At 64.3% G+C, this 12083-nt stretch carries 14 protein-coding genes; 8 read left to right on the forward strand and 6 right to left on the reverse strand.

Annotated features, from left to right (window positions below; translation table 11 throughout):
* Positions 1-74 precede the first annotated feature (74 nt).
* A complete protein-coding gene (locus tag GM909_RS14855) occupies positions 75-500 on the forward strand; it encodes an alcohol dehydrogenase catalytic domain-containing protein (RefSeq protein ID WP_198174263.1) in 426 nt (141 codons plus the stop codon).
* On the forward strand, positions 460-1110 hold the full coding sequence (locus tag GM909_RS14860) for a zinc-dependent alcohol dehydrogenase (protein ID WP_198174264.1): 651 nt from the start codon (positions 460-462) through the stop codon (positions 1108-1110). The genes GM909_RS14855 and GM909_RS14860 overlap by 41 nt, the downstream gene beginning before the upstream one ends.
* Positions 1111-1139: 29 nt before the next feature.
* Here the strand turns inward: GM909_RS14860 and GM909_RS14865 are convergent, their stop codons facing one another.
* Together GM909_RS14865 and GM909_RS14870 are read right to left on the reverse strand one after the other, a co-directional pair.
* On the reverse strand, positions 1140-2321 hold the full coding sequence (locus GM909_RS14865; protein ID WP_157017187.1) for a M24 family metallopeptidase: 1182 nt from the start codon (positions 2319-2321) through the stop codon (positions 1140-1142).
* Positions 2322-2351: 30 nt separating this feature from the next.
* Entirely contained in the window at positions 2352-3194 is an 843-nt protein-coding gene (locus GM909_RS14870) for a sugar phosphate isomerase/epimerase family protein (protein ID WP_157017188.1), read from the reverse strand.
* Positions 3195-3364: 170 nt separating this feature from the next.
* Here GM909_RS14870 and GM909_RS14875 point away from each other — a divergent pair, with 170 nt between their 5' ends.
* Genes GM909_RS14875 through GM909_RS14895 form a run of 5 tightly spaced genes read left to right on the forward strand, consistent with a single transcriptional unit; the run spans position 3365 to position 7949 of the window.
* Entirely contained in the window at positions 3365-4354 is a 990-nt protein-coding gene (locus GM909_RS14875; RefSeq protein WP_198174266.1) for a TRAP transporter substrate-binding protein, read from the forward strand.
* Between the two features lie 4 nt (positions 4355-4358).
* Positions 4359-4829: a TRAP transporter small permease gene (locus tag GM909_RS14880; RefSeq protein WP_157017190.1), complete on the forward strand. Its 471-nt coding sequence runs from the start codon at positions 4359-4361 to the stop codon at positions 4827-4829.
* Positions 4826-6103 carry a TRAP transporter large permease gene (locus tag GM909_RS14885; RefSeq protein WP_157017191.1) on the forward strand — a complete coding sequence of 426 codons (1278 nt, stop codon included), beginning with the start codon at positions 4826-4828 and terminating at the stop codon, positions 6101-6103. The genes GM909_RS14880 and GM909_RS14885 overlap by 4 nt, the downstream gene beginning before the upstream one ends.
* A 13-nt stretch (positions 6104-6116) precedes the next feature.
* Entirely contained in the window at positions 6117-7115 is a 999-nt protein-coding gene (locus tag GM909_RS14890; protein WP_157017192.1) for an alcohol dehydrogenase catalytic domain-containing protein, read from the forward strand.
* Positions 7116-7124: 9 nt separating this feature from the next.
* Positions 7125-7949 (forward strand): aldo/keto reductase, encoded by an 825-nt coding sequence (locus GM909_RS14895; protein ID WP_157017193.1) that lies wholly within the window; start codon positions 7125-7127, stop codon positions 7947-7949.
* 102 nt (positions 7950-8051) lie between these two features.
* Here the strand turns inward: GM909_RS14895 and GM909_RS14900 are convergent, their stop codons facing one another.
* The 3 genes from GM909_RS14900 to GM909_RS14910 are packed head-to-tail and all read right to left on the reverse strand — an operon-like array spanning position 8052 to position 10396.
* The gene (locus GM909_RS14900) at positions 8052-8789 is read right to left on the reverse strand and encodes an SDR family NAD(P)-dependent oxidoreductase (RefSeq protein ID WP_157017195.1); all 738 of its coding nucleotides are present in this window, start codon (positions 8787-8789) and stop codon (positions 8052-8054) included.
* The gene (locus GM909_RS14905) at positions 8789-9685 is read right to left on the reverse strand and encodes an NAD-dependent epimerase/dehydratase family protein (protein WP_157017197.1); all 897 of its coding nucleotides are present in this window, start codon (positions 9683-9685) and stop codon (positions 8789-8791) included. The genes GM909_RS14900 and GM909_RS14905 overlap by 1 nt, the downstream gene beginning before the upstream one ends.
* Before the next feature lie 36 nt (positions 9686-9721).
* Positions 9722-10396 (reverse strand): hypothetical protein, encoded by a 675-nt coding sequence (locus GM909_RS14910; RefSeq protein WP_157017199.1) that lies wholly within the window; start codon positions 10394-10396, stop codon positions 9722-9724.
* Between the two features lie 146 nt (positions 10397-10542).
* Between GM909_RS14910 and GM909_RS14915 the strand changes: the two genes are divergently transcribed.
* Positions 10543-11241, forward strand: a complete 699-nt coding sequence (locus GM909_RS14915) for a GntR family transcriptional regulator (RefSeq protein ID WP_157017201.1) — start codon at positions 10543-10545, stop codon at positions 11239-11241.
* 17 nt (positions 11242-11258) lie between these two features.
* Here GM909_RS14915 and GM909_RS14920 read toward each other — a convergent pair whose 3' ends face one another.
* Positions 11259-12080, reverse strand: a complete 822-nt coding sequence (locus GM909_RS14920; RefSeq protein ID WP_157017203.1) for a sugar phosphate isomerase/epimerase family protein — start codon at positions 12078-12080, stop codon at positions 11259-11261.
* Positions 12081-12083 lie beyond the last annotated feature (3 nt).

Here is a 12083-nt window from a genome sequence, read left to right on the forward strand (position 1 = left end):
CGTCGCCAGTTCGAGCGTCGGCTTGGCAGAGACGGGCGACTGATGCGCGTCCGGCGCGGCAAGGGGAGGAAACCATGCGAGCGATAGCAAAGCTCGGCCCCCGTGACGGGGCCATGTCTATCATCGACAAGCCGGCGCCCGCCCGGGTCGAGGGCGACGTTCTGGTGCGCATCGCCGCCGCCGGCATCTGCGGCACGGATGTCGCGATCTGGAAATGGCACGAGGCGGTGGTCGCCCAGTATGCCCCCGCCTCCCCAGTGGTGGTGGGACACGAGTTTTCGGGAACGGTGGAGGAAGCGCCTGCGGGCAGTGCGCTCAGGAAAGGCAACGTCGTTGCCGTCAACCCACAGATCGCCTGCGGCAAGTGCCGCTATTGCGGTCTTGGGCGGCCGACGCTTTTCGACGATCGCCGGTTGATGGGCGGCCCACATCGACGGCGGCTGGGCCGAATGGATCAGTGTGTCGGCGAAGCAGGTTTATCGTCTTCCCGACTCCGTTGATGCGGCGATTGCGCCGCTTCTGGAGCCTCTGGCGGTCGCCGTTCATGCGGTGTTCGAGCGTGCGCCGGTTTGCAGCGGCAACGTTGTGGCGGTGATCGGCGTCGGGCCGATCGGCCTGCTTTCCGGCAAACTCGCCCTGCACGCCGGGGCGTCGGACGTTCTGATTACGGGCGTAGCGGCCGACCGCGCACGGCTCGACCTGGCGCGGTCGCTCGGCATGATCGCGGTCGATGTGAGCGAAGCCGATCCGATCGCGGCGCTGCGCAGGGTGGCCCTGGCCGGCGCGGACGTGGTCTATGAAACCAGCGGCGACGCCGCCGTCGTCGAACAGGCTCTGGGCCTTGCGGGCAAGGCTGGGCGGGTCGGTCTCGTCGGCCTATGCCACGGGCCGGCAACCTTCGTGACCACGCCGGCCGTGCTTAAGGAACTCGAACTGATCGGCTCGCGCGGCTACAACGATCCGACCTGGTGTTTGATGATGCGGCTGTTGCCGGCGCTGGCACCGGCCATCATGAAACTTGTGACGCACCAACTGCTCTTCGAGGAGTTCGAACAGGCGCTTGGCCTGGTAGAGCGTCGCGAAGGCATGAAGATCATTCTGCGGCCATAGCAATGACCGCCTCGCGGCAAACGAGACGGTCAGGCTCCGGCCCGGTTCCAACCTCTGTAATCGTCGCCAAACGCTTCCCAACCCTGATCGGTCACGGCAACCGTGTCCTCGAGCTTCAGGAAGCCGAGGCGCGGGTGGTTCCATGTGGTCTCGATCGACAGGACCATGCCGGCAAGGAGCGGCCTGTCACGGTGCGACGCGGGGTACGGAATGGGCCCGTCCGCCATCAGACGCGGCGCTTCGTGACTGATGAGGCCCATGCCGTGCGCGACGAAGCTGAGCGTTCCCTCGCGCGGTGCCGAGGCAAGGTCCCTCACTTGCGCGAAAATCTCCGCGCCGAGCTGGCCGGGCGCGATCGCGCTACGCGCCGCCTGCTGGAAGTGCTCGATCCGCGACAGCGCGTCGACGAGTTCGGGCGACGGTTCGCCGAGGATGCCCATGCGGCAGATGTCGCCGATGTAGCCGCCGAGATTTCCGCCCGAGTCAAGCGAGACGATATCGCCCTCCCGCACAATCTGACTAGAGGGCGCGCGGTTGAGGCTGCTGCCTGCGGTGACAAGGCAATATTCGAAGACGAGGCCGCGCGATTGCTCTTGCTGTCGCAGCGTCTCAACGATCTGCGCCTTGGTTTGGCCGGGCCGGATCGACGCGAAGGTATCGAGCATCGATTGTTCGATCCGCTCGGACGCCGATTTCAGGAGCGCGAGTTCCGCCGGCGTCTTCACGGCCCGAAGCGCCTCCATCACCTCGATGCAGTCGTCGATCCGTTCGGCCGCCTCCCGCGAGAGCAGCGAAAAGGCGTCGGCGGGGAGAAAACCCGCCTCTATTCCAATCCGGCGGTGGTTTCGCCCGATCATGCGGAGATGATCGAGACACAGCGCCATCGCATCAACACTTCCGCGCGCTCTGGCCACGACCGTCTCGACCCAGAAGCCCCGAGCTTCCTGCTCGTAGCGCTCGTTGGAATTGGCGATGTAGGCGGCTTTTTCGGGCGCGCCTTTTGGATAGACAAGGATCGGCAGGTAGCGGCTGAGCCCTATCGCGTCCATGTAGTCGAACATGAAGAACCGGTATCCGCCGAGCATGTACTGAAGGTTGTGTTTCGAGGTGAGGAGAAGCGCGTCGAAGCCGGCTTCGTCCATCAGCCGATCGAGCCTTTCGGCATCGAAAGGCAACCTGCCGGCGGCGCCGGGCTTTGTGGTCTCGCTCATCTTTCCTCCCTCCGTGTTCCGGGTCTACGGTCAGGCGCGAACGCTGACCGGTTTTGTCCGCCTTGCATCGAACCGCTCCACCGTCTGTCGCGAAGCCTCAAGTGTGCGGCGAGCCCATTCAGCGGCGCCGTACTGCGCGATCCTGTTGTGGCTTGGAACCTCGACGCTGACGATCAGGTCTGCGGGCAGCGCGGCAAGTTGTCCCTCGATGTCCACGCCGCCTTCGCCGGGAAGCAGCCTTTCCTGGCGGGCCGTGAACAGCAGCTCCTCGCGGCTCGTGGGGATGCCGGGCGGTGCATCGCAGATCTGTACGTAGCTCATGTGCGAGGCAGGGATCGCCGACAGGTCCGCCAGGGTCGTCGTCGAACGGGCGACGTGGATGGTGTCGATCAGCACCTGCGCGTTGGAGGCGCCCGACTGTTCGACGATGCGCCTGGCCATGCGCGCGTCGCAGACGGCGGTCCAAGGTGTGAATTCGAGGTTTACGCAGAGGTTGAAACTTGCTGCTGCTTCGCAAAGGGCCGAGAACGTGTCCTGCATGCGCGAGCGGTCCGGATCGTCGCCCGCGGCGATGACGGTGCCGGCGCCGAGCCGGTCGGCGGCTTCCAGCATGGGCAGCCAGTCGTCGACAGCATTGCGGCCGTCGATCTTGGCGATCTCCACGTCGAGTATGCCGATCCCAGTGTCGCGCAAGCAGGTGATCGTCTCGGTAAGCAGCCCCGGATCGGCAAAGAGCGGAAATGCCTTTCCACCTTCCAATGCAGGCAACATTCGCAATCCTGCGAGGTCGTAGCCAGCCGAAGCAGCGTGTGCGATCGTCTCATGCGGATTGCACGCAAGTGTCAGATAAGAAAGGGAAAAACGTCTTTTCATTGCAGCAGTCCAGCTCTTCCGGCAGGTCAGAAAACACAACGCTTATTGACATACAGTACCTCATTTGCCAAGCATGTAGCCGAGATCGTGCAGGGAGCGAAACACACACCGACCCGGTGGGTCGGGGATGCCGGTCGGACCTAGGAATGCCACCCCTAAGGAGGAGAGACATGCGTTCCATTACGAGAAGACTATTCGTGGCCGGGCTTTCGGCTGGCATTGCGCTGGCGGCCGGATCGGCGATGGCACAGGACACCGTCGTCATGCGCATCGCCCACAACATGCCCGAAACGCACAGCTACGCGCAGTGGCTGGGCAAGTTCCGTGAAGTGGTGGAGGAAAAGCTCCCCGGCCGCTTCGACATCCGCGTGTTCCCGGCGGCCCAACTCGGCACTGAGACCGAGTACCTAGAGTCGATGCAACTCGGTACGCTCGATGGCGCCATCATGGGTCGTCACGGCCAGATCGACGCCCGGCTCGACGTGCTCAACCTGCCGATGATCTTCGACGGCGACGCGCATGTCGACGCAGTGCTGCATAGCGACAGCGAGGTGCGCGGGCAGCTGGAGGACATTCTCTACGAGAAGGGCTTCAAGGTTCTCGCCTGGGGCGAACTCGGTTTCCGCCACATCACCACCAACGGAAAGGAAGTGCGCACCGCCGATGACCTGAAGGGCATCGATATCCGCGTGCCGAATGTCCAGCCGTGGTTGACCGCCTTCCGCGCCTGGGGTGCGAACCCGACTCCGCTGCCGTTCGAGGAAGTCTATTCGGCGTTGCAGCAGGGCGTGATGAGCGCGCAGGAGAACCCGCCCGAGAACATCTACACCTCGAAGTTCTACGAGGTGCAGAAGACGATGAGCCTGACCGAACACGCCAACATCCCGAGCGAGTTCATGCTTTCGCGCGCCTTCTGGGAGAAACTGCCGGAAGACGCGCAGGCCGTTATGCTGGAGGCGGCGCAGGAAGGCAGCAAGATCCAGGTGGCGGCTGCGCGGCAGGCAAATGCCGATCTCGTCGCCAAGCTGGAAGAGCTGGGGCTTACGATCGTCCGCGACGTCGATAAAGAGTCCTTCCGCGCCGGCGCCGAAGAGTCCTACTCCGCTTCGGAGGCGACGATCGGGCGCGAGCTCATCGACGCAGTGCTGAGCACGAAGTAGTCACGTGCGCTTCGTCAACCGCACACTTAGGGTAGTGATCGGACTGCTCATCGCCACGCTGGTTGCCAGCGTGGCGATGGGGGTCTTCTACCGCTATTTGCTGCGCCAGTCGCTACACTGGGCGACCGAGGTGCCGAACGTGCTCCTCATCTGGATCGTTTTCCTGGGCAGTGTCGTGGCGTTCTACGAAAAGCGGCACATCGTTTTCGACGCCTTCGTCGAGGCTCTGCCGGCCACGCTCTCGCGACTGTTGCGCATTCTCTCGGAACTGCTCGTTCTGGTGTTCTTCGTCGTGCTCATCGTCTATGGCTACCAGATCGTCATGCAGGCGATGAACAGCTTGTCCGATGCACTGAAGCTGCCGCGGGGCTACTTCTACATCTGCCTGCCACTCTCGGCCGGGCTGATGGCACTGTGCAGCCTCGAAAATCTCTTCCGCCTGATCATCACGAAATCACCGGGCTCCGCGCCATGATATCCATCATCTTCCTGGTCTTCTTCTTCGGGCTCCTGATTGGCATGCCGATCGCGATCGCCATCGGCCTCGGCGCCGTCACGGCCTTCTGGGTCGAGGGCGCATTCCCGATCGCCCAAGTTCCGCACAAGATGGTCAACGGCGTCTATTCCTTCCCGCTGGTCGCGGTGCCGTTGTTCATCCTCGCCGGCTCGCTCGCCGGCGAGACGAGCATCGCGGTGCGGCTGGTCCGCCTCGCTTCGGCGCTTGTGGGCCATATCCGCGGCGGTCTCGGCCACGTCAACGTCGCGTCCTCGATGTTCTTCGGCGGCATCTCCGGCTCGGCCGTCGCCGACACCGCGGCCGTCGGCAGCCTGATGATCCCGGCGATGGAGAAGCAGGGTTATTCGCGCGCCGACGCGGGCGCCATCACCATCAGCTCGTCGACCATCGGCATCCTCATCCCGCCGTCGATCCCGATGGTGCTCTATGGCGTCACCGTCGGCTCTTCTATCGGCGCGCTGTTTCTGGCGGGCATCGTGCCGGGCCTCCTCGTCGGCCTCCTGCTGATGGTCTCCGTCTACGTCATGGCCAAGCGCAAGGGCTGGCCGCAAAGCGAGCAGCGCGCGCCGGCGAGCGAGCTGTGGGAGGCGTTCAAGGGCGCCATCCTGTCGCTGCTCCTGCCGGTTTTCTTGCTCGGCGCCATCGTGACTGGCCTGACAACGGCGACCGAGGCAGGCGTGATCGGCGTGCTCTATGCGCTGTTTCTCGCCGGTGTCGTCTATCGCGAATACACATGGCGTCAGCTCTTCACCATCACAGTCGAGTCTGCCATCAACACGGCAGTGCCGCTGTTTGTCGTCGCCACCACCTCGGTCGTCGCCTGGGTCGTCGCCATCGAACAGTTTCCGGCCGCGCTGGTGGGCTTTTTCAACGACCTCGACATCGGCCCGGTCTTCGTGCTCCTGATCATGAACCTGTTCCTGCTCATGATCGGCATGTTCATCGACCTGGTGCCGGCGATCATCCTGTTCGGCCCGATCCTGCTGCCGGTCGCCGCCGTCTCGGGCATGGACCCGATCCAGTTCGGCGCCATGATGGTCGTCAATCTTGGTGTCGGTCTGATCACCCCGCCGGTGGGCAACTGCCTCTATGTGGGCGCGGCCGTGGCCAAGGTGTCTATCTGGCGGCTGGTACGCGCGACGCTGCCGTTCCTCACCGTCAACGTCATCGTGCTGATGCTCGTCACCTATGTGCCGGCCGTCACGCTCTGGCTGCCTTCCCTGTTCTTCTGATTGCGGAGCGATCATGAAAGCGCTCGTCTTTCTCGGCAGAGAGAGCATTGAGTTTCGCGACGTGGCCGATCCGGTCGCGGGGCCGGGCGAGGCAATCGTCGGTGTCGAGGCGTGCGGCATATGCGGGTCCGACATGCACGGCTATCACGGCCACGATCCGCGCCGGGTGCCGCCAATGATCATGGGCCACGAGATCGCCGGGGTGGTGCAGGGCGGCGCGCTCGCCGGCCGCCGCGTCGCGGTCAACCCGCTGTTGACCTGCGGGCGCTGCCCGGCCTGCTTGTCAGGCGCGCAGCAGCTTTGCGAGGAACAGAAGAACATCGGCCTGCCGCCGAACGAAGGCGGGTTCGCGGAGCTGGTTAAGGTGCCGGAACGCAATGTCGTTCTTCTTCCCGACGGGCTCGACTTCGCCGCCGCAGCGCTGAGCGAACCGGTCGCGGTCGCTTACCATGCGATGCTCGTCGGCGCGCGGCTCACGCGCCGCCCGCTGTCGGCCTCGCTTGTCGTCGTGCTCGGCGGAGGGGCGATCGGCCTTGCGGCGGCGCTCGTCGCGCTGACGCAAGGCGCAGGCCGAGTCATGCTCGCCGAGACCAATGAGGCGCGCCGCCGCACCGCAGCTGCCGCATCCGGGCGCATCGAAGCCTATGATCCCGCCGGCTCGTCGGGTCCGGTGGAGGGCAGCGCCGACCTGGTCTTCGACGCCGTCGGCGCAAGGGCTACGCGCGAGGCGGCCTTCGCGATGGCCGCGCGGGGCGCGGCGATCGTCCACCTCGGGCTTTTGCCGGGCGCCGAAGGCGTCGACGTGCGGCGGCTGACGCTGCGCGAGATCAGCTTCGCCGGCTCTTATTGCTATTCCACGTCCGACTTCAACGAGACGGTCGGGCTCATCGCGGCGGGTCGCCTCGGTCCGCTCGGCTGGGTGGAGGAACGGTCGATGGCCGAAGGCGCGGCCGCGTTTCGCGACATCGACACCGGAACCGCTGCAGCGGCCAAGATCATTCTGAGAAACTGAGGAACTGCAATGATAGTGAAGAGTGTCCGCGGGCTCGATGTCCCCGCGATCGGACTGGGCACGTTCGGCCTTTCGGGTAACGAGGGCGAGGCGGCGATCCGTGCCGCGCTCGACATGGGTTACCGGCATCTCGACACCGCCATCCGCTACGGCAACGAGCGCGAGGTGGGTGTAGCCGTGCGCGCTTCGGGCATCAATCGCAGCGAATTGTTCGTTACGACCAAGATCTGGCCGACCGACCATGCTCCGGACATGGTGCGTCGGCGCGTAGACGAAAGCCTCGAACGGCTCGGTCTCGACCATGTCGACCTCCTGCTCGTCCACTGGCCGAGCAAGGAGGTGCCTCTGGGCGAAACGCTGGCGGCTTTCGCCGAGGCGCGCGATGCCGGTAGGGCGCGGGCGATCGGCGTCAGCAACTTCACCACCGCGCTGCTCGGCGAGGCTATTGACCGTCACGGAGCGGAGCTTGCCGTGAACCAGGTCGAGTACCATCCCTTCCTGGCGCAGCCGAAATTGTTGGCGGCGCTGCGCGCGGCCGACATGCTGATGACCGCCTATCTGCCACTGGCGCGGGGCGCGGTGTTCAGCGACGAGGTTCTCGCTCGCATCGGTCGCCGACACGGCAAGAGCGCCGGTCAGGTAGCGCTGCGCTGGCTCGTCCAGCAGGACAATGTTCTTGCCATCCCGCGCTCGTCGAAGCCCGACAACATGCGCGCCAACATCGACATCTTCGATTTCGAGCTGGATGCGAAGGAGATGGCGGAAATCCACGCCCTCGACCGTCAGGAGCGACAGGTCGAGATGGAATGGTCGCCGCAGTGGGACCGGGCATGACGATGTCTCAGGCCGAGCGGCGGTTTCTCTCGCGCCGCTGCCGACGATCAGCGATGGGCCGCGTTCTCCACCGCCGGTTTGCCGATACGCGCCTTTTGCATCTCAGTAGGTCGCCCGGCCGCCCGAGACGTCGAAGGTGAAACCGGTCGCGAACGAGCATTCCGGACTGGCTGTGAAGGCTGCGGCGGTGGCGACCTCATCGGCGGTGATGAAGCGGCCGAGCGGGATCTTGTTCCTGCCTGCTTCCACGAAGCCGGGCGTCATCTGCTTCAGAAGGTCGGTTTCGACCATCGCCGGCGCAATGCAATTGGCAAGCACGCCAGTGCCCGCCAGTTCACGCGCGATGGTCTTGGTAAAGCCGATGACGCCCGCTTTCGCTGCACCGTAGGCGCAGATTCCCGGCACAGGCTCCTTGCCTCCGATGGAGGCGACATTGACGATCCTGCCGTATCCCCTCGACTTCATGTGCGGGATGCAGGCGCGGCAGCACAGGAAAACGGCCGTCAGATCGAGGGTAAGCACCCGCATCCAGTCGTCCAGGGCGTACGCCTCGACGGGCTCGACAGGTCCGGTGATGCCCGCATTGTTGACCATGACATCGATACGGCCGAAACGCGAAATAACATCCTGCGTGGCCGCCTCGACCGCGTCAGGCCCCGTCACGTCTATGGTCGTGATCCCGAGGGGCTTGAAACCGGCGACGGCCGGGTCGAAGCCCGCCGTGTCGATGTCCCACAGGACGATGTTTGCGCCTTCCGACGCCAGCCGTCCGGCTATGGCCAGCCCAAGCCCACTGGCCCCGCCGGTCACGACTGCGACCTGACCTGAAAACCTGCCCATCAGAGCGTCTCGCGATAGAAGTCGATCGTGGCGCGCAGCCCGTCATCCACGCCGATGGGCGTCCACCGGGGAAAGAGCGTTTCGAGCGCGGCATCGCTCCGCGGGCTGTCGATCGGTATGGGCTCTCCCGCACAGTCGATCCGCGCGCCGGGAACCGCGTTGCGGATCGACGAGACGACCTCTTCGGCCGTCGCACGATGGCCGATGAGGTTGACGACATGCGCGTCCGTGAGCGGCATCCGCACAGCATCGAGAAAAGCGGCGGCAACGTCTTTCACGTGGATCATATCGAACGCGCCGGTGATTGGCATCGTGTAGGCCTCGCCGCGTGCCGCCGCCCGGCAGGCAAGTGTCGGGCCGGCAGAAAGCCCACCGTCGCGCCCCGGCCCATAGACCACATAGGGACGGAAGCCGATGGAAGCGATGCCGCTGTCTTCCATGAATGCGCGGGCGCTGTGCTCCGACGCCAGCTTGAAGGCGCCGTAGAGTGTAACGGGGTGGGGCTCCGCATTGCCATCGGGGCCGAAGACGCCGGCGCTGCTCATGTAGACCACCGACGGCATGCCATGCGCGCGCGCTGCAAGGAACGCATTGAGCGTACCGATGAGGTTGACGCGCGCGCCAAGCACAGGATCGGCCTTGCAGGCCGGCGTGAGCAGGCCCGCCAGGTGGATGATGCGGTGGCAACCCTTCGCTGCGGTGACGACCGCGTCGGTGTCCGCGATGTCTGTGGCGATCCATTCGAGGCCTGAAGCGATATCGCTGCCGGCGATTTCGACAACCTTGCGCCTGTCGTCGGCACGGTCTAGCACGACCGGTGTGTGGCCGCCGCAGATGATGGTCCGGACGATCCACGCGCCAATGAATCCGCCGCCACCCGTCACCAGTATCTTCAAAGGTGTGCCTCCTGCTTGACGGATTGAGAGAACGACTCAGCGGGCGTCGTTGGCGACAATCACGTGCTGGGTCCGATAGAGCGTCGCGATTGGCGCCTGCAAAACGACACCAGTGAGACGATCGACCACTTCGCGCAGCGCTGTTTCGGCCGCGCGTGGATCGTAGGCGTCAACGAGGATCGCCGCCGCGACTGTCCGGTCGACATCGCCGCGGCTCTCGCGGAACGTCTTCTCGGCGGTCGGCTGCTGGCCGAGCGCGCCGTCTCCGTCGAGAAGATGAACACCGAGGACGCCTGCAATCCGGGCAATCGCCGGAAGCCAGTCGATCTCTCCCAGCGGAGCTGAGAACTGGGCAGTCGCGTTCCAGCCGCCCACGCCGCGCCCGATGCTCTGGCGTACGCGGCATACAGTGCGCGAGGGGGCGACATAGGCCGACAGGATTCGCCGGGTCCAGGGCGTCGGATCGTTAAGGCGCGCGAGATAGGGCGCCGACACGAAAACGTCCGCACTTTCGGCCTCGTACATCATGAAATATTTCTGGTCTTCGGCAGTACCTTCGACGCCGATGCCGCGCCGACCCCGCCTGAAACCCGGCACCCCCAGGCGTTCCGGCATATGCTCGATACTGTGCCAGGCGTTGTAGTCGTCTTCCTGATCGGCGACGACGCCGCCCCAGTTGACCAGCGCACCCTGTCCCAAAAGCCCCGACACGGACACCTCCAGATTGCTTCTCCCGCTATTTGCCTTTTGAGGTACTGTATGTCAATGAGCGATGTCTCATCGAGGTTGGACCATGGTGCAAACTTGTCTAAAGTCTGCATTTTGTATGTCAGGCACGAGCGGCGGAAAACGAGACGATGGCGTTGAAGGCAAACAAGAACATTAACCCGATGAAGAAGAGTCCCATCAACCGGCCGCAATCGCTTGCCGTGACCGTCGCGGAGCGGCTGAAGGCGGCGATCTTGAAGCGCGAGCTCTCGCTTGGCGAGGCGCTGTCGGAGGAGAAGATCGCGGCGGCGATGGACGTCAGCAGAACGCCGGTGCGCGAAGCCCTGACCATACTGCAACTGCAAGGTCTGATTACCATCCTGCCTCGGCGCGGAAGCTTCGTCTTCAAGCCCGAGAAGGAAGACCTGCATGCCATCGTCGAGTACAGGCTGCGGCTGGAACTGCTTGCCAGCGAACTGGCGCTGGAACGCTCCCCGGCGGCACTACACAAGGCGCTGGCAAAGACCATAGACACGATGGAGAAGGCGCGCGACAATGACGACACGCTCGCCTACGCTAACGCCGACACGCAGTTCCACAACGCCTTTTTCGACCATTGCGGAAACCACTTCTTCGTCGAAGCCTACGATATCGTCGCAGGCAGGATCGCCGCGCTGCGCGCCCATATGTCGGCACAACTCGGGCTGCATCGCCAGAAGACATTCCAGGAACATCTGGAGATGCTCGGCGCAGTCGAGAGGCGCGACCGTGACGCGCTGCAGCGGATGCTTAGGGACCACATCGCCGAAATGGAACCCAACTACGCCAACGCGCTGAATCTTGTCTGACGTGGCCTTCCGACCACTCAGGCGCGTCCCGACCTTCTCAGTATCGCCATGGACGCGGCATGAGCCATTGCGGCACGACCCAACGCGTCGATCCTCTCGGCGAGACGCTTGTGCGGAACCTCGACGCTGATTGTCACCCCCTCCGGGATAACGCGAGCCAAGCCTGTCAGATCGATCCCGCCTTCACCCGGGAACAGACGTTCGCCGCGTGCGATGCGGATCAATCCTTCATCCGACGCATCGTAGAGAGTCGCGCCATCGCAGAACTGCACGTAGTTTACCCGATTTACCGGCAAGGCGGCAATCTCGTCGAGTGTCGTTGCCGAGCGGTCGTAGTGCAGCGCATCGACCAGCACGCCGCCGTTTTCGCACGCGGCCGCCTCGACGATCCGCGCTGCCGCAGCAAGATTTGGCACACCCGTCCACGGCATGAATTCGAGGTCAGCTGTGAGTCTGCGCGGGGCAGCCATTTCACAGAAGCGCGCGAAGCTCTCCGTCAGCCGCGCATGATCAGTGTCATCACCTGCCACCAGGACATGCCGCGCCTCGAGCGCAGCGCAGCGGTCGCAGAAGCGATCGAACAGAACCCAGTCGTTCTCTGGCTTCAGCCGAATGATCTCGATATCTCCAATCCGCACTCCGGTGTCCGCCAAGGCCGACTTTACCTCTGCAAGTAACCGGTCGTCGGTTAGCAGCGGATAGTCGGGTTCGCCGCTGGCCGCGGACGGCAGGATGCGCAGGCCGACCATAGCGTAGCCGGCGGTTGCGGCGATCCTGACTGCCTCGACCGGGCCGACATCGAAGGTCGTCAGGAAGGCGAGGGAGAGGGGATGTGTCATTTC

Source organism: Mesorhizobium xinjiangense, from assembly GCF_009749525.1.
Taxonomy (GTDB): Bacteria; Pseudomonadota; Alphaproteobacteria; order Rhizobiales; family Rhizobiaceae; genus Mangrovimarina; species Mangrovimarina xinjiangensis.

What these genes read in the sequence shown, in the direction of transcription:
- GM909_RS14855 (WP_198174263.1), top strand. Translation starts at nt 75, where the DNA reads ATGCGAGCGATAGCAAAGCTCGGCCCCCGTGACGGGGCCATGTCTATC.
- GM909_RS14865 (WP_157017187.1), bottom strand. Translation starts at nt 2,321, where the DNA reads ATGAGCGAGACCACAAAGCCCGGCGCCGCCGGCAGGTTGCCTTTCGAT.
- GM909_RS14870 (WP_157017188.1), bottom strand. Translation starts at nt 3,194, where the DNA reads ATGAAAAGACGTTTTTCCCTTTCTTATCTGACACTTGCGTGCAATCCG.
- GM909_RS14875 (WP_198174266.1), top strand. Translation starts at nt 3,365, where the DNA reads ATGCGTTCCATTACGAGAAGACTATTCGTGGCCGGGCTTTCGGCTGGC.
- GM909_RS14885 (WP_157017191.1), top strand. Translation starts at nt 4,826, where the DNA reads ATGATATCCATCATCTTCCTGGTCTTCTTCTTCGGGCTCCTGATTGGC.
- GM909_RS14890 (WP_157017192.1), top strand. Translation starts at nt 6,117, where the DNA reads ATGAAAGCGCTCGTCTTTCTCGGCAGAGAGAGCATTGAGTTTCGCGAC.
- GM909_RS14895 (WP_157017193.1), top strand. Translation starts at nt 7,125, where the DNA reads ATGATAGTGAAGAGTGTCCGCGGGCTCGATGTCCCCGCGATCGGACTG.
- GM909_RS14900 (WP_157017195.1), bottom strand. Translation starts at nt 8,789, where the DNA reads ATGGGCAGGTTTTCAGGTCAGGTCGCAGTCGTGACCGGCGGGGCCAGT.
- GM909_RS14915 (WP_157017201.1), top strand. Translation starts at nt 10,543, where the DNA reads ATGGCGTTGAAGGCAAACAAGAACATTAACCCGATGAAGAAGAGTCCC.
- GM909_RS14920 (WP_157017203.1), bottom strand. Translation starts at nt 12,080, where the DNA reads ATGACACATCCCCTCTCCCTCGCCTTCCTGACGACCTTCGATGTCGGC.